Source organism: Polaromonas sp., from assembly GCF_035638815.1.
Classification (GTDB): Bacteria; Pseudomonadota; Gammaproteobacteria; order Burkholderiales; family Burkholderiaceae_C; genus Polaromonas.
The window spans coordinates 48,245-66,755 of record NZ_DASQZG010000019.1 but is presented as its reverse complement, the minus strand read 5'-3'; the positions used below and the strand labels follow the sequence as shown (position 1 = coordinate 66,755).

Sequence of the window (18,511 nt, the reverse complement as noted above, 5' to 3'; positions counted from 1 at the left end):
CCCCCACGGTTGCTCGCTTCGCGTAGCTTCCTGCCTCCCGAGGGGGCCGTTGCGCCTGCGGCCCGGTGGAGCCGGTTCCGCTGCTCCCGCTTGAATAAGATAGCCATCGGTGTCGTCATTGCGGACTTGATCCGCAATCCATGCTCGCACGCTGAAATGTCGCCTGGATCCCGGATCAAGTCCGGATGACAAACGTGGGCAAATGCAGACTGCCTCTGCCGTTAACATGAGCGCATGAGCGAAAAGTCTACAGATCTAATCCACCACCCCTACAAGCCGCCAGCCGGTTTTGCTGCCGTCCAGCCCGGCATTCACAAGGCCTCGACCGTCATCTTTCCAAACGTTGCCGCACTGCGCAACCGCGACTGGAAACACAAGACCGGCTACACCTACGGCCTGCACGGCACGCCCACCACGTTTACGCTAGAAGAGCGCATCGCCACGCTGGAAGGCGGCAAATTTTGTACCTTGGTTCCCAGCGGTCTGGCTGCTGTGGCTCTGGTGGATATGGCGCTGCTCGAGGCTGGTGACGAGGTGTTGATTCCCGACAACGCCTATGGTCCGAACAAGAATTTCGCCGAGCACGAACTTGCTGGCTGGGGTGTCACGTATCGCAATTACGACCCGATGTCTCCGGGTGATCTGGCGGCCAAACTCAGCGCCAAAACCCGTCTGGTCTGGCTGGAAGCGCCGGGCTCGATCACGCTGGAGTTTGTGGATCTGCCGGCGCTGGTGGCCGCGGTGAAGGCGCATCCTCACAAACACGCTCAGGGCATCGTGACTGCGCTGGACAACACCTGGGGTGCCGGCATCGCTTTCAACGGCTTTGAGCTTGGCGCTGACATTTGTGTGCAAGCCCTGACCAAATACCCCAGCGGCGGCGCCGATGTGCTGATGGGCTCTGTGGTCACGCGTAATGAAGCACTTCACCACCTCGTGCATTTTTGCCATATGCGTGTGGGTTACGGCGTGAGTGGCAACGATGCAGAGCTGGTGCTGCGCGGTTTGGGCAGCATAGCGCTGCGTTATGCCGCGCAGGACACGGCCACACGCACGGTGGCGACGTGGTTGCAGCAGCAGCCCCAGATCGAAGCGGTGCTTCATCCGGCATTGCCTGGCTCTCCGGGCCACGATATCTGGGAACGCGATTGCTCGGCAGCCGCATGTTTGCTCAGCGTTGTTTTCAAGCCCGCATATTCCCAGCTTGAGATAGACCGCTTTTGTGACAGCCTGCGCCTGTTCAAACTCGGTTACAGCTGGGCAGGGCCCATGAGCCTGTGCGCGCCTTACGACGTGCCGTCTATCCGCACCACGCCATGGCCTTATAAAGGTGGTCTGGTGCGGTTTTCGATCGGGCTGGAGGCTGTGGCTGACCTGCAGGCTGACCTGGCCCAAGCGCTGGCACTGATGCAGTACAGTTGACACATCTCCCCTGAAGAAAGCACACCGTGGCAACTCCCAATTACTCCTACGAAAAGCGCCAGAAAGAGCTGGCCAAAAAGAAGAAGAAAGAGGAAAAACTCAAACGCAAAGCCGAAGGCAAACCGGACCTGCCTGATGACGATGCGGCCGATGGTGAAGCGGGTGACGCTCATGCACCAGCAGACCCCTCCGCCTGAGTTTCAGCGAAGAGTCTCAAGAAAATTGAACTTCTGCCCAATAACGACGGGAATAGTTTGCTATTGAATAGGTAGCAAACTATTCCCCACAGGCTCCGCCGGACAGTACGCTGTCCCCGGGGCCTTGTTTTTGGGCGACCCTCAGTCCGTTAGCAGGGCCTGGGCCACCTCGCGCATGGCGGCTTCGCTGTGATCGCGCGGTGTAAGCACCTTTGCTGTGCCGTACTGGGTGAAATTTCTGCGTATCGACTGCAGGTAAGCCGGGTCGTAGTGACGAACCAGCAACTCCTGCACCACAAACGCCACATCGCCGCTGCGGGCACGGGCCTGCCAGTCGCGCACGGTTTCCTTGCCACGCGCTTCCGTGAGCGCGCCCAGGCGCTCGCAGAAAAACTCGATGTCCGTGACGAAAAAATCATAGTCCTCAAGCAGCAGCGCCACCCGTTCGGACTCTGACAGATCCAGCTGCAAACATGGGCTTGAGCGCATGGCTGTCACCAAGCCTTCCGGCAGGGCGACGTTGCCAACTTTTTTGCTTTCGCTTTCGATATAGACCGGACGCGCGGGGTCAAAGCTGCGCAAGCTTTCCCAGATGCTGGTATCAAAAGCCTTTTGACTCGGCTGGGGGACACCGGGAATGAGCCCCAACACTGAGCTGCGGTGGTTGGCCAGCGCTTCCAGGTCCAGCACCTGTGCACCCTGGGCCTGCAAGGCCTGCAGCAGGCGGGTTTTGCCTGAACCGGTTGTGCCGCATACCACCTGGTATTGAAAGCGGGAAGCCAGCTCCGTCAAATCAGCGACCAACGCTGCCCGAAAAGCTTTGTACCCGCCATCAACCAGCGTGACCCGAAATCCGATTTGATCCAGGATCAAGGCCAGCGACCCACTGCGTTTACCGCCGCGCCAGCAGTACACCAGCGGCTGCCAGTCTTTGGGCTTGTCCAACACTTCGCGGTGGATGTGCTCGGCGATGTTTTTGGCAACCAGCGCTGCACCCAGCTTTTTGGCTTCAAAGGCGTTGATCTGCTTGTATTGCGTGCCGACGATTTTTCGCTCATCGTCATGCAAACTGGGCCAGTTAACGGCACCGGGGAGGCGGTCTTCGGCGAATTCCCCTTCGCTGCGAGCGTCAATCACGACGGAGTAAGTTTGCAGCGTGCCAAGCGCATCGCTGGCGGAAATTCGTTCAAGACTCATGCGGTATTGTTACTTGATGAGCTTTTTCAGCTCGGGCCACACGTTGGCCAGCATTTTTGCCTGAGATGCCTCGTTCGGGTGAATGCGGTCCGCCTGAAAATTGACGACCGGGTCTTCTACGTCGGCCACGCCTTTGAGGAAAAAGGGCACCAGCGCGACTTTTTCTGCTTTTGCCACCTTGGTAAAGAGGCCTGAAAAAGTTGCACCGTAGGCGCCGCCGTAGTTGGGCGGCACCTGCATGCCCAGCAGCAGGACTTTGGCGCCGGTCTTACGGGCTGCCTGTGTCATGGCGGTGAGGTTCTTTTCGGTCATGTCCAGCGGCAAGCCGCGCAGCGCATCGTTGCCGCCCAGCTCCAGCACCACGGTGGTCGGCTTGTGCTGCGCCAGCAGGGCGGGCAGGCGGGAGCGGCCGCCCGAGGTGGTGTCGCCGCTGATGCTGGCGTTGATGACCTTCGCCACCTTTTTTTCGCTGGCGAGCTGTTTCTCCAGCAACGTGACCCAGCCCGTGCCGCGCTTGAGGCCGTACTCCGCGCTCAGCGAGTCGCCAACGATCAGGATGACCTCCGCGCCTTTACCGGTTTTGGCAGGCTCGGCAGTTGTCAGAGCCAAGGTAGGTCCTGCCGCCAAGGCGCTGACCATTAGCGCGCCCAGGGGTCTTGCAAGGCTGTGTGCCACACCGTGGACAAGCTTGGTAAAGTCGGATTTCAAGTTTTTTGACAAGGCTGCCATGTTTGAACCTGCGGTTAATGTGCTGAACGACGTCTCATCTGCGTCCAGTACTTCTTCAATTGTTTCTGTTGAGCACGTTTTCAAGAGCGTGAGTGATTCAACCGGCACATTGACCATTTTGCGCGATATTCATTTTGCATTGGCCCCCAGGGAGACTGCGGCCATTGTGGGGGCCTCTGGCTCCGGGAAAAGCACCTTGCTGTCCATCATTGCCGGGCTGGACACGCCCACGCAGGGGACCGTGCGGCTGGCCGGTCAGGACCTGTTTGCCATCAGCGAAGACGATCGCGCCGCCTTGCGTGCCCAGAAGGTTGGTTTTGTGTTTCAGAGTTTTCAGCTGATGGGTAACCTCAACGCGCTGGAAAACGTGATGCTGCCGCTGGAGCTGGCGGGCGTGAAAAATGCCCGCAGTCAGGCCACAGAAATGCTCAAACGCGTGGGACTGGGCGAGCGGCTGGGGCATTACCCCAAAGTGCTGTCGGGCGGGGAGCAGCAACGCGTGGCGCTGGCCCGGGCCTTTGTGGTGCACCCGGCGGTGCTGCTGGCCGACGAGCCCACTGGTAGCCTGGACTTTGCGACCGGCGAGAAAGTCATGGCGCTGATGTTTGAGCTGAATCAAGAGCTGGGCACCACGCTGGTACTGGTTACGCATGATCAAGGCATTGCGAAACGCTGTGAGCGTCGCATCACCATTGAAGCCGGTCAGTTGGTGTAAACATCAATCAAATCGACCACTGGCCCTTTAAACACGGGCGAAGAATGCTATGAAAAGCATAGCATTTTGATGCAAGTCAGTGTGGGGTGTGGGTAGACGACAAAAACTTCTCCCGGTCCCCCGGCTTGTCAATCTGGGCGGCCAATGCCTGGCGCAAGGCCTGAAGCGAGGTGTGTCTCGCCACTTCTTTCCTCAGGATCATTTTTGCCAGTGGCCCAATAAACTGGCTCAGGGCCCGCTCCAGCAACGCTAACTGGGAGTCAGAGAAGTTGGGCGATGAAACCGGCCCCGATCGCCCGCTGATGGGCTGACTCACGTCTGCCATAGTCCGGCTGAAAGCAATGCTTGCGTCGGAACGGCTCCCCGAGTGAGTTGGGGGCAGGGTCTTGTGGCTCTTGGGTCTGATGAAAAGGTCGCGCGCAGTCGGGTCCGGAATGGACACGGCAAGCAGATCGCGCAATCCCTGGGCGCTGATGGAACGCGGCACGGCTTTTTTGACCAGCACCTTGGCAAGGGGCCCTATGCTTTTGGCTAGCTCAACCTCAATTTCGGCCACCATTTCCGGCGTCAATGAAGCGAGTGCCGCAAACGAAGCCGTGTTTTCAAACTCACTGTGGCGCTGCACCGGCGGATGTTGTGGTCGGGATTGGAGGTCCAGGACAGCATAGATTTCATGCGAGCGCAGGTGCTGATCCAGATGTGGCCCGAGGGCGTTGAACATGCCGATTGCGTGGTCCGTGATCCGCGAGATGATGTCGTAATAGGCGCGCGACACCACAATCTGGTTTGGATGCGCAAAAGCGGCAATGCGCTGGGCAACATTGATGCCATCGCCCACCACGGTGACTTGTTGGTTGACATCGGTCAGGATGCGTATCGGGCCCAAATGCATGCCTATGCGCATCGACAGCATTTGCCCATATTTTTGCAACAGCAGACTGCGCAGCAACATGGCCGATTGCAGGGCTTCCTCCGGATCACCCAGAAAACACGTGGCGGCGCCGTCACCCGCGTCAATCACTACGCGCGAGTCTTCCGGCACGCCCCTGAGTGACTTGTCCATCAGTTCGTTGAACCTGGCCTTGATCACCACCTGGTCATCAACCGACTGTCGGGTGTAGCCCACCAGCGTCAGCACCATCACCGTGCCCAACACGTTTCTGCGGATCTTGTCGGCGCTGCCGCCCGAGACCGACTGAGACTTGGCGACGAAGGCGAGCACATCGCTGCTGGGTCCTGTCTGGGAATCCGTCATCGGGCGGTTTTTCAGCGTGAGCGAGTCATCCCGGGCGTGTTCGGCTGCTACCAGGGCTTCCCGAAGGTCGGACACGCGCTGGGGCCGGCTTTTTTCATCCGGGGTAAGCGCCCAGTCAATGGCGCGCAAAAGCTCGTCGCCAAAGACACAGGCGTCGCCGATGGCCGCAGCCTTGGGCATGGTGTCAATTTGCACACGGGCCGCCGCCTCGACAGGTTTTTCGCCCGTTGCCATCCAGTACATCACCGCACCCAGTGAGTACAGGTCGGTCCACGGTCCCTGGTTGCCCTGGCTGTGGTATTGCTCAAAAGGCGCAAAACCGGGGCTGACAATGTTGGTCATGTCGCGTTCGTGGACCAGGCGGCGCGCCGCTCCAAAATCCAGCAAAACCGGGGTGCCGTCAGCCCGAATGTAGATGTTGTCCGGTTTGATGTCGCGGTGCAAAAAGTCCAGTTTGTGCACCGACTCCAGACCATCCAGCAAGGGATACACAACCTTGAGCAGCGTCTTCTGGTTCAGCTCGGCCAGCCTGGCCAGCCAGCGCTTGAGGGGGTCGCCCGATTCGTACTCCATGACGATGTAGGCGGTACCGTTTACCTTGAAGTAACGCAGCACGCGAATGATGTTGGGGTGCCGGAATGCGGCCAGCGCGCGGGCTTCGTCCAGAAAGCGTTCCAGCCCCCAGTGAAATTGCTTTTCGCCGTCGGCTGTTCTGACGTTGACCGACAGGTCGGCGGCGCGAAGCGCGACATCACCCGGGAAATATTCCTTGATGGCGACAGGCAGCTCGAGATTGATGTCCTGCGCCAGGTAGGTGATGCCAAACCCGCCGCCGCCCAGGGTTTTGTCGATGCGATATTCAAAAATCTTGTGACCGGGCGGCAGGGCGGCCGGATCAATGCTGGCGGCTTTGCGCTCGGTGTCCATGACCGGAATGGTGTTCATGTACCGCCTGCTCCAGGCAAGCGCCATGGCGTATCAACACCCACCCAATGCCCGGGGTCTTTTGGGCTGATTGTCAAAATGGCCCGCGGCATGGTCAGGCTCCGTCGCGCTCAATCATCTGCATGGCTTTTTCGAGGCTGCGGCGCATCCGGTTAAACGAGCTGCCCAGCACCGCGACTTCGTCTTTTCCTGCATCCGAAAATTCAGGGACGTCAAAATCCCCGGTGCTCACTTTGTCGGCAGCCAGCGACATGCTGCGGATGGGATGCACGATGAGCCAGTTCAGCATCAGGTTCAGCGCAATAAACGCGATTAAAAACACGCCCGCCACGGAAATCATGAAGGTTTTGAGCGCGCGATCGGCATTCTGGATGGGGATTTCCATGGGCACGGTCACCACTTGGGCCCCAATGATCTCGTTGTGCTTCCAGCCAAAACCATTGGCCTCGCCGTAAATTTTGATCATGCTGGCTGGCGCCGCTGCGGGCACGCTGTGGCACTGAAGGCAAGCGGCATTGGTGATTTGAATCGGTTTGGCGATGTACAGGATGCGCCCCGTTGCGCCGCTTCTCTCGGATACAAGCTCTTGCGAATCCGTGTTCAGGCGAAACTGCTGAACGATGTCCGCTTCCCAGTCGGTGGCGCGGTCGCGTGGATTGGTGGGGTTCAGCGTTGCTTCCTTGTAGCCATAGTCGCGGTATTTCTTTTGAATGTGGTGCAGGGTCTCTGTCGCAGCATAAGCCGGTACGGTTTGCGGCAAAAAGACTTCCTGTAACTGCTTGTCCAGGTGCGGTTTGACCTGTTCAACCGTGTAGGCGCGCACTGAGAGGGCGGTGTCCATCATCAGGCGGGCATTGCGGAGCACTTCTTCCCGGGCATTGGCCTGCAGCAGCTCACGCGAGATCAGCCCGACGGCGGAGAGGCCGGCGACGAAAACGATGACCAGCACCAGATTGAATTTAAGTCTCAGCCCCATGACATCCCTGTTATCCCTGTTTTGTCCAACATTTTGTTACTTTTTGGCGGATTTGCCTCCACCGCCGGTCCGGCATGCGGCGCCTGTTATCGGTTGCTCCAGTGGCAAGTGATAATCCGGGGATGTCTTCCACCCCCAAAGTCCTGTTTGGCTTCCACGCCGTGGGAGTGCGTATTAAAACCGCTCCCCAGTCCGTTTTTGAAGTTTTTTTTGATGTTTCGCGCCGTGATGCCCGCATGCGCCAATTTGTGGACCGCACGAGGGAGGCCGGCATACGGCTTATTGAGTCTGACGGCCTGCGACTGGCCAAGATGTGTGGCAGCCACGGGCACCAGGGCGTGGTGGCACGGGTAGACCCCTTGGCGCAGGTCAAGTCGCTGGATGAATTGCTGGAGCAACTGGAAGCGGGGGGTGGAGAACCCCCATTGCTACTGGTGCTGGACGGCGTAACCGACCCGCACAACCTGGGCGCCTGCCTGCGGGTTGCCGATGGGGCCGGCGCACATGCTGTGATTGCGCCGAAAGATCACGCGGCCGGCATCAACGCCACCGTGGCCAAAGTGGCCAGCGGTGCGGCCGAAACCGTGCCTTATTTCATGGTGACCAACCTGGCCCGGACGCTGGGCGAGCTTAAAGAGCGCAACATCTGGTGTATAGGCACCAGTGACGACGCGCCCAAGACCATCTACGACGTCAAGCTGACCGGGCCGGTGGCGCTGGTGCTGGGCGCCGAAGGTGAAGGCATGCGGCAGCTGACCCGCAAAACATGTGATGAACTGGTGAGCATTCCCATGCGGGGCGCGGTCGAGAGCTTGAACGTGTCGGTGGCCAGCGGCGTTTGCCTTTACGAGGCCATGCGCCAGCGCATTCTGTAGCAGCGTCCGTTCAGATCAAGCCGGCAGCGCCCAGCGCTGCGCCCGCGCCCAGCAGCCAGAGCAGGTGTACTTTGGTGCGCCAGACGACGATTGCGGTGACCACGGTCAGCAACACCACAGGCCAGTCCTTGAGGCTGCTGGCGTTGGCGCTGGCCAGAATCCAGCCGGTTGCAATGAGCAGGGCAATCACGATGGGCGCCATGCCCTGTTTGAAGGCCCGGACGCCGCGTAACTGACGGTTGCGATGGCCCCAGCTTGCCGCCAGGTAGGTGAGGGTGGTGCTGGGAAGCATGATGCCCAGCATGGTCACAAGCACGCCAAACAGGCCCATCAACTCGCCGCCTGCATTAAGGCCCACGTGCCAGCCCATCAACGCTACAAACAGCACATTGGGACCGGGCGCCGCCTGAGCCAGCGCCACCGAGGCATTGAACTGCGGATCCGTCATCCAGTGCTGCTGGTCCACCAGATAACGGTGCATGTCCGGAGCGGTTGTGATGGCTCCACCAACTGACAGCAAGGACAGCACCAAAAAGTGTCCGAACATGGCCAGCCAGTCGCTGGCTTGCAAGGTAACGCTCATGGGGCAAGCCTGCGATAAGTCAAGGTGCACGCCACCACGCCCAGACCGAGCAACACATAGACGAGAGGCAGGCGCAGCAGGGCGATGCCCGCAAAACACAGCGCCGCCAGGGCAGTGCAAATGGGAGTCCCGAGGGGATGAGTTTTAAGAGCACCCATCAATTTCAAGCCAGTTGCAGCAATCAAGCCGGCGGCCACGGCCCCCATGCCGCGCAGGGCGCCGGCAACCTGTGGGTAGTGGGCAAACTGCGCATACACAAGTGCGAGGAGCAAGACGACGACCAGTGGCACAGCCAGCATGCCCGCCAGGGCCGCCATGGCGCCGCGGAAACCGAAATACCGGTGCCCAATCATGAGCGAGAGATTGACCACGTTGGGTCCCGGCATGATTTGCGCGACCGCCCACTCTTCGACAAACTCTTCACGTGTGAGCCAGCGTTTTTTCTCGACCAGCTCACGCTGCACTACCGCCAAAACACCGCCAAACCCCTGCAGCGCCAGGAGGGTGAAAGATATAAAAAGGTCGGTGAGGGATTGGGGCTGGGGACGCGCGTGATCGGCGTCTGCTGACGGAGAAATCATGAAGCAATTATCGCCCCGTTGCTGCTCGATCGTGCATCCCCAGTCAGTTGCGGATCGCTACGGTTTTGATAGCCATAGACGCCCGTCCTTTCAGGGCCGGGTGCTGAAAATCCTTGAGACCCAAAATGACGAAAGAGGCAAAATCAAAAGCGTGGCGCAGCAGGGCCGCATTGATTTTGGCTGGTGCCCCAAGTAGATTACGGCTTGAACTCCCAAGTCCTGCCAATCAGCCTTTGCCGAAGCCGGTGTAGGGCTCGCTGTTGGCCATTTTGAAGCGCCATTTAACGTGGTCAGTAGGCCGGCTGGTGGTTTTTTATGGTGGCCTTGACTCCAGGGCTGAGGTCAAACCCCGCTCCGTACTGCCGCGCAAGCTCATCTGCGCGGCGGAAAAAAGTCTCTGTTCCCATGCCGTAGATGAATTGCATGGCGCCGCCCGTCCAGGCGGGGAAACCGATGCCGAAGATGGAGCCGATGTTGGCATCGTGCACGCTGGTCAGCACGTTCTCGTGCAGGCATCGCGCGGTTTCTACCGCCTGACGGTAGAGCAACCGGTCTTTGAGGTCAATGATGCTCCAAACGGTGTCGGGCTTTTCAAAGAGGGATTTAAGTTCTGGCCACAGACTTTTCTTCGCGCCTTTCTCTGGGGGGTAGTCGTAGAACCCGCCACCGGTAGCGCGGCCCTTGCGGTCAAGCTCCTTGACCATGCGCTCGACCAGCAGTTCCCCGGGTGTTGCCTGATAAACCATGCCCTCTGCAACGAAGTCGGCGCGCGTCTGGTCCAGCACATGCACGCTGAGCGACAAGGCGGTTTCGTCCAGCACTGCCAGTGGGCCCACCGGCATGCCGCACTGGATGCCAGCATTCTCAATCGCGGCTGCGGGGATGCCTTCGCTCAACATGGCTGCGCCCTCCATCACAAAGGTGCCAAACGTGCGGCTGGTGTAGAAGCCGCGCGAATCATTGACCACGATGGGAATCTTGCCGAGGGCCTGGACGTAGTCGAAGGCCCGCGCCACAGTTTCGTCATCGGTTTCCTTGCCGCGGATGATCTCGACCAGTTTCATCTTGTCGACCGGGCTGAAGAAATGGATGCCTATGAATTTTTCAGGCCGGGCGCTTGCAGTTGCGAGGCTGCCGATCGGCAGGGTGGAAGTGTTGGACGCAAAAAATCCACCGTCTGCCAGCAGTGGCTCGGCTTCCTGCGTGACCTTGGCTTTCAGGTCGCGCCTTTCAAAAACTGCTTCAATGATCAAGTCGCACCCGGCCAGGTCGGTGACCTTGTCGGTGGCCTGGATGCGCGAGAGCAGGGCGGTCTGGTCAGGCGCGCTCATACGCCCCTTGTCCACGCGCGCCTGTGTGAGTTTGGCGCTATGGGCTTTGCCTGCGTCGGCTTTGTCCTGGCTCACGTCCCGCAGCACAGTACTGATGCCTTTGCCAGCCTGCACATAGGCAATGCCCGCCCCCATCATGCCGGCGCCCAGCAGGCCCACCCTGGCCGGCTTGTAGCGTGGCACGCCTCCAGGCCGCGACTGCCCGCTTTTGATCGCATTCATGTTGAAGAAGAAGGTGTTGATCATGGCCTTGGCATTGGCGCCGGTCATCAATCGGGCCAGATAACGGCTCTCGATACGCAGGGCCGTTTCCATATCAACCTGCGCGCCTTCAACCATGCAGGCCAAAATCGCCTCGGGCGCCGGATAAAGGCCGCGAGTCTGTTTTTTCAGCATAGCTGGCGCGACCGATAAAGCCATCGCAATTTTGGGGTTGGCCGGTGTGCCGCCGGGGATCTTGTAGTCCTTGGCTTCCCAGGGATGCTGGGCATTCAAAGGATCGCCCTGACTGGACGTGATCCAGGCCAGCGCTTCTTCTTGGAGCTTGTCCGGGGTGTCTACCAGCGCATGGACCAGGCCAATTTCAAGTGCTTCGCGCGGACCAAACAGCTTGCCCTCCAGCAGATAAGGCTGGGCGGCCAGCAGGCCCAGATGGCGCGTCATCTTGGTCACGCCCGAGGCACCGGGCAGCAGCCCCAGCGTAACTTCCGGCAAGCCAAACTGGATTTTCTTGTCGTCTACCGCAATCCGGTGGTGACCGACCAAGGCAACTTCCCAGCCGCCGCCCAGCGCGGCGCCATTAAGGCAGCTCACCACGGGTACGCCCAGCGTTTCCAGCGTGCGAAAGTTTTTCTTCAGCAATTCGATTTCCGCATAGGCGGTTTGCGCATCTGCGGGGGTGAGACGCATGACCGCCTTAAGATCGGCGCCGGCAAAAAATGTGGACTTGGCCGAGGCCAGGATGATGCCTTTGATCCCGGCCTTGTCTTTCAGCACTTGCGCAGTCACGGCCGTCATGTCCTGCTGCCATTGCGCACACATGGTGTTGACCGGCGAGTCGGGCTCGTCAAAGGTGAGGGTGGCAATGCCGTTAGCCAGTTGGTACTTGATTGTTTTCATGCTTTTGTCATTGCGGGCTTGACCCGCAATCCATGTTGGATAAAAGTGATGGTCCGGTAGGGGTGGATGCCGGGTCAAGCCCGGCATGACAAGAATTAAATTCTTTCAACAATGGTGGCAATGCCCATGCCGCCGCCCACGCACAAGGTGGCCAGGCCGTAGCGCAGCTTGCGCCTGTGCAACTCGTCTACCAGCGTGTTCAGGATCATGGCGCCGGTGGCTCCCAGCGGGTGGCCCATGGCAATGGCACCGCCATTGACGTTGACCTTCTCATGCGGCACTTTCATCTCTTTCATGAAACGCATCACCACGGCGGCAAAGGCTTCGTTGACTTCAAACAGGTCGATCTGATCGATCGTCAACCCGGCTTTGGCCAGCGCTTTGCGCGCCGCAGGCATGGGGCCCGTCAGCATGATGGTGGGATCGTCCCCACTGAGTGCGGCAGACACGATGCGCGCTCGCGGGGTGAAGCCATGCGCTTTTCCGGCGGCTTCGGTTCCGACCAGCATCGCCGCTGCGCCATCCACAATGCCCGACGAGTTGCCTGCATGATGCACATGGGCAATGCGTTCAACCTGCGGATAACGCGTGAGTGCCACCTGGTCAAAACCCATGGCACCCATTTGCTCGAAAGCGGGTTTGAGTGAGGCCAGGCCCTCCATCGTGGTGTGCGGTTTGATGAACTCGTCCTGCCCCAGGATGGTTTGGTTCAGAAAATCCTTTACCGGCACGACCGAGCGGTCAAAGTACCCAGCGTCCCGTGCACGTGCTGCGCGTTTTTGACTCTCCAGCGCAAACGCGTCCACGTCGGCTCGCGTGAAACCTTCCAGCGTGGCAATCAAATCGGCTCCTATACCTTGCGGCACAAAAGCGGTTGCACTGTTGGTCTCCGGGTCCTGCGCCCAGGCGCCGCCATCTGAGCCGATAGGTACGCGGCTCATGCTCTCCACGCCGCCGGCCACCACCAGTTCCTCCCAACCCGAACGTACTTTCTGTGCAGCCATGTTGACCGCTTCAAGCCCCGAGGCGCAAAAGCGGTTGATCTGCACACCCGAGGCGCGGAAATCCCAGCCGGCCTTCAGGGCGGCCACCTTGGCAATCACCGAGCCCTGTTCTCCAATGGGGGAAACAACGCCCATGACCACGTCGTCAACCTGGGCGGTATCAAAGTCATTGCGACGCTGAAGCTCGGTCAGCACCCCCGCCAGCAGGTTGACGGGTTTGACCTCGTAAAGGCTGCCGTCCTTTTTTCCTTTGCCGCGCGGCGTACGAATGGCGTCATAAATGAATGCTTCTGTCATGGTGTGCTCCGGACTTGGGAAAAGCGGTCCGGTAGAGTATATTCATTTCACAAAGCAATTGCTTTCTATAAATAGGCCACTTTCCGCGTAAGGATCCAACACTTCATGATCGACCGCACCCTTTTCAACAGCGACCACGAGGCCTTCCGCGATGCTTTCCGCAAATTTTGCGACAAGGAAATTGCCCCTTTTCACGCTCAGTGGGAAGAGCAGGGTTATGTGGACCGCGCTGTGTGGAACAAGGCCGGGGATAACGGGTTTTTATGCATGACCATGCCCGAGGCTTATGGAGGCTCAGGGGCTGACAAGCTCTATTCCGTCGTGCAAATGGAAGAACTGGCGCGCGGCGGCTACTCCGGCATCGGCTATAGCTTGCACAGCGAAATTGTGGCGCCCTACATCCTGCATTACGGCACCGAGGCGCAAAAACAAAAGTACCTCCCTCAGCTCGCCAGTGGGGTCATGGTAGGCGCCATTGCCATGAGTGAGCCTGCGGCAGGGTCTGATTTGCAGGGTGTCAAGACCACTGCCATCAGGCAGGCAGACGGCAGCTATTTGCTCAATGGCAGCAAGACTTTCATCACCAACGGCTGGCACGCCGATCTTGTGATCGTCGTTGCCAAGACCAACCCCGCAGCCGGCGCCAAGGGCACCAGTCTGTTGTTGGTCGAGCGCGGCATGACCGGCTTTGAAACCGGCAAGCGCCTGAAAAAGCTGGGCTTGAAGGCGCAGGACACCTCCGAGCTCTTTTTCACGGACGTGAAGGTACCTGCCGACAATTTGCTGGGCGGGCCAGCGCATGAAAACCGCGGCTTTATTTGCCTGATGGAGCAACTGCCCTGGGAGCGTCTGCAGATCGCCATCACGGCCGTGGCGTCCGCCCAGGCCGCCATTGACTGGACACTCGCCTATGTGAAGGAGCGCAAGGTGTTCGGCCAGGCCGTAGCGAACTTTCAGAACACGCGCTACAAGCTGGCGGAGTTGCAGACCGAGGTGCAGGTGGCGCGGGTGTTTATCGACAAGTGTGCGGAGCTCGTGGCTCAGGACAAGCTGGACACCGCGACCGCCAGCATGGCCAAGTACTGGACCACGGACCTGCAATGCAAGGTCATGGACGAATGTGTGCAGCTCTTTGGCGGCTATGGCTACATGTGGGAGTACCCGATCACCCGGGCCTACGCGGACGCGCGTGTGCAGCGGATCTATGGCGGTACCAACGAGATCATGAAAGAGGTGATTTCCCGCGCCATGGGCCTGGCGGGCAAATAGCCCGTTTCGAGGCTCTCTAAATTGAGGGCGTTGGGCAGGGTGACGCGAGCGAAGCGGCCGGGGCGAGGGACACGCCGTCTCTGCGCGGACAGAAACAAAAAAGCCCCGCTAAAAGCAGGGCTCAGGTAGCGTCGGCGCGAAGCCGTCGGATGGTGAGTACGTCAGGAAGGGTCTTTGCTGCGGGTGCGGCCCACGGCGCTGAAGATGCCCACACCCAAAATGATCAGCGCTCCGATCCCGATGTACAGGGTGGGAACGCCGGCGACCACGGCGCCCCAGATCAGTCCACCCAGAAAGATGACGAAACCAATCATATAAAGTGCAAATGACATATTTTTCTCCTGAAGTTGTGGCGTCAGTGTGAATGGGCAGACTAATTTTGACTATCGGCGGGCAGCGGTGGCAACTGTGGGAGAAAGACTACTACCGTGCGCTCGCCAGGTGTGGTGGAAAGTTCTAGTCTCGCTCTTCGCATTACTTCCTTTGATTCGGTATACGAGGGACAGCGGAGAAACAGGTTTCTGGACTTGGCGCTTTCAAGCGAATAACCCGGTGACAGATGGTTACGAAAAGCATAGGATGTTTCCCTGCCGTGCTAACCACTCGGACGGGAGGCCGGAAGTCGATTCGACAACACCGGTCACGTTTACCTGCTGTCCATGTCCCTATTTCAAAATCTCTTTTCCAGTTCACAAGGTACCAGAAGCCGTTTGGGGCCAGAGACCGGCCCTGTCAAGATGGACCTCGACGAGCGCATGGCGTTTCGCCGCGAGATGCTTTTTGACTCGCTCAAAACCACGCTAGGCAATCACGGTATTTCGACCGTCAGTTATCGGCTGAAGGTTGTCAAGGCCGACAAGCGAGGCCACAGTTTCCTGGTGATGGTGGATCTGCCTCTTGAATTGATGGACAGCGAGCACGGCAGCCAGCGGGCCTTGATGGCCGTGGTCAAGGATTGTCAAAGATGCGCTGGGGCGATACGGGTTGGGGGTGGCGGCCGTGTACTGGCGCGTCAATGAGGAGCTCAAGATGGTTGACAACCTTCATGCTGCGGCCTCGTTGACAACGCCCGAGGGCGCGGCTGATTCGGCGCGTCTCTCCAATGTCCGAAAGTACGAACGCGCCACCGAGCAGGAGCTCGCCGCGTTTGAGGCCGCCTGGAAAAAAGGCAGCGAATTTCAGATCGGGGACCGTACCTATTCTTCGGACCTCGCACCGTTGGGTGACGACAGCAAAGACAGCAACTGAGGGCGGATTCAGTGCTGCCTTGGCACCTGCCGATAATGACGGTCTGTTAACTGCCCGCCTGGTTGCTTGTCGCTATGTCCTTTTTCCTTTTGTTTTCCGGTGAGGGCTTGACCTTGTCTTTGTCCTGCATGGTCATGCCTGCGTTCGCATGAGTGATTCGACCCATATCAGCTGGACCGAAGAAGGCCAACCCAGGCGTGCGCGATGGCGCTCTGAATCCGGCGCACCTGCGCCAAAGCGAGTCATGATTGCCGATGACACCCTCACGGCTGACGCGGCATTTCGGCTCGCCAGCGAAGGCACGGCCATGTTGTGGCGTTGTGATTTCCAGAACGCGCGGCAATTGCTTCAGGCTCTGGCGCGCCGGACAGACAAACCTAAAAAAGCCAGCAAGCCTAAATCAGCGGCTGCCGTTGCGGCGCCCATTGACCGTTTCAACCTGCACCGCCAGGCCCAGTCCCAGCGGGCTCGCACGCTGGCGATGCTGGTCATTGAGTTTGATGGCCAACACCAAATTTCACTGAGGCGCGCACCAAATGTCACGCAGGCTTGCACGGAAGCGTATGGGCCTGGCAACGCCACGCAGGAAACGTATGTGGCGTCCCTGCGTGAGTTGCTGGGACTGATCAGCGCCCATGAATGGCGTAAAAAAGGGGTGGAAGTCGCTGCGCTTGACGGCCAGCGCATCCATCCGCATTACGGCGTCTTTGCCCCTGTTCGCGGCGAATATGTCCAGCTGGTGCGTGATGCGCCCTTGCCGAAAGCGCTGGCAGGCAATAGCCTTGCCTTTGACATTGGCACCGGTACCGGGGTGTTGGCAGCGGTGCTGGCGCGGCGGGGTGTGGCACGTGTGGTTGCCACAGACCAGGAACCGCGGGCACTGGCTTGCGCCCGCGACAATCTTGAGCGTCTTGGCCTGACAACCCAGGTCACGCTGCAGCAGCTTGACCTGTTTCCACCGGAGCGCGCTCCTCTGGTTGTCTGTAATCCGCCATGGCTCCCGGCCCGACCCAGTTCGCCGCTTGAGCATGCTGTTTACGATCCGGAGAGTCGCATGTTGCGCGGCTTTTTATCGGGGCTCGCAGCGCATCTGCTTCCGGGGGGCGAGGGCTGGCTTGTATTGTCCGATCTGGCGGAGCATTTGGGCCTTCGCTCCAGGGATCAGTTGTTGACCTGGATAAACGAAGCGGGCTTGCGGGTCGTAGGGCGGATGGACACCAGGCCGCAACATGCCAAGGTGTTTGATGCGCAAGATACGCTGCACAGCGCGCGCGCCGCTGAAATCACTTCACTGTGGCGCCTTGCCGCAAAGGCTGCATCGGAAGCGCTATAAATAGCATAGCGTAAAACGCCCGTCCCTCGTGGGAAAATGGCCAAAATCGTCTAACCCCTGGCACGTCGTCGATTGCCGGCGACGCGCAGTGGCCCGGCGCTGGACAAAGCCCAGGCAACGCATTTGCATGAGCAGCCAGCATCGCATCTATTCCGCCTGACCAGTCGATATCCGGCACGGCGTGTTCTCCTACAGGGGCGTTTGTCCTCGCCTGACCGCAGCGCATATTCTCACGCGCAACGATGGACTCCGAACTGAGAGAGTTGCCTGTTTTTTTATCTGGCAGCGAGTCGTCCGGACCATCCGGGCGGCGATTCAGTCCCAAGTAGTCCATCCACATTACTGAAGGAGATTCATATGTCACTCGACCGAAAAGACAAAGACCTCAACCTCGATCCGATCACTGATGAACCAGGTGCACATCCTGTTGGTACCGGTTTGGGCGCTGTTGCCGGCGGCGCGGCCGCAGGCGCTGCGGCAGGTGTTATCGCTGGCCCCGTCGGTGCTGTAGCTGGCGCCATTGTTGGTGCGGTTGCTGGCGGCCTTGGCGGCAAAGCGATCGCTGAATCCGTCAACCCCACGGCTGAAGAGGCTTACTGGCGCGAGAGCTACAACAAGGAGTCTTATTACGAGCAAGGCCGTACCTATGACGACTACGGGCCAGCTTATCGCTTGGGTGTGCAAGGCCGCACCAGCTATGACGGCAGCTTTGACGATGCCCAACCTCATCTGGAAACCCAGTGGAACAGCAACAAGGACCGTTCAACGTTGAGCTGGCCACAGGCCCAGGTCGCCAGCCGGGCAGCGTGGAATCGCATTGACGACCAGTTTGGCTCAGGCCGCGTGTCTGGCGGTGACATTGACAATGTTGATGTTATCGACACCCTGAACGATTTGGTGGAGTCATGCCGCGACGGTGAGTACGGTTTCAGGGAGTGTGCTGAACACATCAAGGCCCAGGACATTAAAACCCTGTTGCTCCGTCATGCAGAAGAGTGCCGCACCGCTGCAGCCGAGCTTGCCACGCAGGTCCGGCAACTGGGCGGTGACATCGACGAAGGTGGCACCACAGCGGGCGCTCTTCACCGTGGCTGGGTTTCCGTTCGCGGGACGCTCAGCGGTTACACCGATCTCGCCATGCTCAATGAATGCGAGCGCGGTGAAGATGCTGCCCTGGCACGCTATCGCAAGGCCTTGAAAGAGAACCTGCCAGCGAACATTCGCGCAATTGTCGAGCGTCAGGCCCAGGGCACCCAGCGCAACCATGACCAGGTCAAGGCCATGCGCGATGCACTGAAGTCGACCTCGTAAGCCGAATTCAACTGGTATAAAAAAAGCTGGCTATGCCAGCTTTTTTTTCGCTTGCCGGGAATCTCTCCCTTTGGCCCCTGCCGTGCAAGATTCATCGCGGCGTGATCGTCTGTAGTCTTAAGTG

Annotated in this window: 19 protein-coding genes; 10 read left to right on the top strand and 9 right to left on the bottom strand. The window is 59.3% G+C overall.

Going from position 1 to position 18,511, the window contains the following annotated elements; translation table 11 throughout:
* The first annotated feature begins 234 nt into the window (after positions 1-234).
* Both VE934_RS13035 and VE934_RS13030 read left to right on the top strand, forming a co-directional pair.
* Positions 235-1,422 carry a PLP-dependent transferase gene (locus tag VE934_RS13035; RefSeq protein WP_324888152.1) on the top strand — a complete coding sequence of 396 codons (1,188 nt, stop codon included), beginning with the start codon at positions 235-237 and terminating at the stop codon, positions 1,420-1,422.
* A gap of 26 nt (positions 1,423-1,448) precedes the next feature.
* On the top strand, positions 1,449-1,619 hold the full coding sequence (locus VE934_RS13030; RefSeq protein WP_324888150.1) for a hypothetical protein: 171 nt from the start codon (positions 1,449-1,451) through the stop codon (positions 1,617-1,619).
* A gap of 141 nt (positions 1,620-1,760) precedes the next feature.
* Here the strand turns inward: VE934_RS13030 and mnmH are convergent, their stop codons facing one another.
* Entirely contained in the window at positions 1,761-2,816 is a 1,056-nt protein-coding gene (gene mnmH, locus VE934_RS13025) for a tRNA 2-selenouridine(34) synthase MnmH (RefSeq protein WP_324888148.1), read from the bottom strand.
* Between the two features lie 9 nt (positions 2,817-2,825).
* Complete coding sequence (locus VE934_RS13020; RefSeq protein ID WP_414693851.1) at positions 2,826-3,455, bottom strand: arylesterase; 630 nt, start codon at positions 3,453-3,455, stop codon at positions 2,826-2,828.
* An 88-nt stretch (positions 3,456-3,543) separates the two neighbouring features.
* Here VE934_RS13020 and VE934_RS13015 point away from each other — a divergent pair, with 88 nt between their 5' ends.
* Positions 3,544-4,260, top strand: a complete 717-nt coding sequence (locus tag VE934_RS13015; RefSeq protein WP_324888144.1) for an ABC transporter ATP-binding protein — start codon at positions 3,544-3,546, stop codon at positions 4,258-4,260.
* Positions 4,261-4,336: 76 nt separating this feature from the next.
* Here VE934_RS13015 and VE934_RS13010 read toward each other — a convergent pair whose 3' ends face one another.
* Both VE934_RS13010 and VE934_RS13005 read right to left on the bottom strand, forming a co-directional pair.
* Entirely contained in the window at positions 4,337-6,460 is a 2,124-nt protein-coding gene (locus tag VE934_RS13010) for a protein kinase domain-containing protein (RefSeq protein ID WP_324888142.1), read from the bottom strand.
* 94 nt (positions 6,461-6,554) lie between these two features.
* Positions 6,555-7,436, bottom strand: a complete 882-nt coding sequence (locus tag VE934_RS13005) for a Tll0287-like domain-containing protein (RefSeq protein ID WP_324888140.1) — start codon at positions 7,434-7,436, stop codon at positions 6,555-6,557.
* A gap of 122 nt (positions 7,437-7,558) precedes the next feature.
* Between VE934_RS13005 and rlmB the strand changes: the two genes are divergently transcribed.
* Complete coding sequence (rlmB, locus tag VE934_RS13000) at positions 7,559-8,311, top strand: 23S rRNA (guanosine(2251)-2'-O)-methyltransferase RlmB (protein WP_324888138.1); 753 nt, start codon at positions 7,559-7,561, stop codon at positions 8,309-8,311.
* A 10-nt stretch (positions 8,312-8,321) separates the two neighbouring features.
* On the opposite strand, the gene VE934_RS12995 is transcribed toward rlmB, so the two are convergent.
* Both VE934_RS12995 and VE934_RS12990 read right to left on the bottom strand, forming a co-directional pair.
* Positions 8,322-8,894 (bottom strand): chromate transporter, encoded by a 573-nt coding sequence (locus tag VE934_RS12995; RefSeq protein WP_324888136.1) that lies wholly within the window; start codon positions 8,892-8,894, stop codon positions 8,322-8,324.
* Positions 8,891-9,475 carry a chromate transporter gene (locus tag VE934_RS12990; protein ID WP_324888134.1) on the bottom strand — a complete coding sequence of 195 codons (585 nt, stop codon included), beginning with the start codon at positions 9,473-9,475 and terminating at the stop codon, positions 8,891-8,893. Before VE934_RS12990 ends, VE934_RS12995 begins: the two co-directional genes overlap by 4 nt.
* Between VE934_RS12990 and VE934_RS12985 the strand changes: the two genes are divergently transcribed.
* A complete protein-coding gene (locus tag VE934_RS12985) occupies positions 9,474-9,671 on the top strand; it encodes a hypothetical protein (RefSeq protein WP_324888132.1) in 198 nt (65 codons plus the stop codon). The genes VE934_RS12990 and VE934_RS12985 overlap by 2 nt on opposite strands.
* Positions 9,672-9,765: 94 nt before the next feature.
* Here the strand turns inward: VE934_RS12985 and VE934_RS12980 are convergent, their stop codons facing one another.
* On the bottom strand, positions 9,766-11,925 hold the full coding sequence (locus VE934_RS12980) for a 3-hydroxyacyl-CoA dehydrogenase NAD-binding domain-containing protein (RefSeq protein ID WP_324888129.1): 2,160 nt from the start codon (positions 11,923-11,925) through the stop codon (positions 9,766-9,768).
* Between the two features lie 95 nt (positions 11,926-12,020).
* Positions 12,021-13,226: an acetyl-CoA C-acetyltransferase gene (locus VE934_RS12975; RefSeq protein WP_324888127.1), complete on the bottom strand. Its 1,206-nt coding sequence runs from the start codon at positions 13,224-13,226 to the stop codon at positions 12,021-12,023.
* Between the two features lie 105 nt (positions 13,227-13,331).
* Between VE934_RS12975 and VE934_RS12970 the strand changes: the two genes are divergently transcribed.
* Positions 13,332-14,495 (top strand): acyl-CoA dehydrogenase family protein, encoded by a 1,164-nt coding sequence (locus tag VE934_RS12970; RefSeq protein ID WP_324888125.1) that lies wholly within the window; start codon positions 13,332-13,334, stop codon positions 14,493-14,495.
* Positions 14,496-14,656: 161 nt separating this feature from the next.
* Here the strand turns inward: VE934_RS12970 and VE934_RS12965 are convergent, their stop codons facing one another.
* A complete protein-coding gene (locus tag VE934_RS12965) occupies positions 14,657-14,827 on the bottom strand; it encodes a hypothetical protein (protein ID WP_324888123.1) in 171 nt (56 codons plus the stop codon).
* Positions 14,828-15,154: 327 nt separating this feature from the next.
* On the opposite strand from VE934_RS12965, the gene VE934_RS12960 reads away from it, so the two are divergent.
* The 4 genes from VE934_RS12960 to VE934_RS12945 all read left to right on the top strand — a co-directional run bounded on the left by VE934_RS12960 (position 15,155) and on the right by VE934_RS12945 (position 18,387).
* The gene (locus VE934_RS12960; protein ID WP_324888122.1) at positions 15,155-15,514 is read left to right on the top strand and encodes a hypothetical protein; all 360 of its coding nucleotides are present in this window, start codon (positions 15,155-15,157) and stop codon (positions 15,512-15,514) included.
* A 10-nt stretch (positions 15,515-15,524) separates the two neighbouring features.
* Complete coding sequence (locus VE934_RS12955) at positions 15,525-15,743, top strand: hypothetical protein (RefSeq protein ID WP_324888120.1); 219 nt, start codon at positions 15,525-15,527, stop codon at positions 15,741-15,743.
* A gap of 148 nt (positions 15,744-15,891) precedes the next feature.
* Positions 15,892-17,076, top strand: a complete 1,185-nt coding sequence (locus VE934_RS12950) for a class I SAM-dependent methyltransferase (RefSeq protein WP_324888118.1) — start codon at positions 15,892-15,894, stop codon at positions 17,074-17,076.
* 357 nt (positions 17,077-17,433) lie between these two features.
* A complete protein-coding gene (locus tag VE934_RS12945; RefSeq protein ID WP_324888116.1) occupies positions 17,434-18,387 on the top strand; it encodes a PA2169 family four-helix-bundle protein in 954 nt (317 codons plus the stop codon).
* Positions 18,388-18,511: the final 124 nt, after the last annotated feature.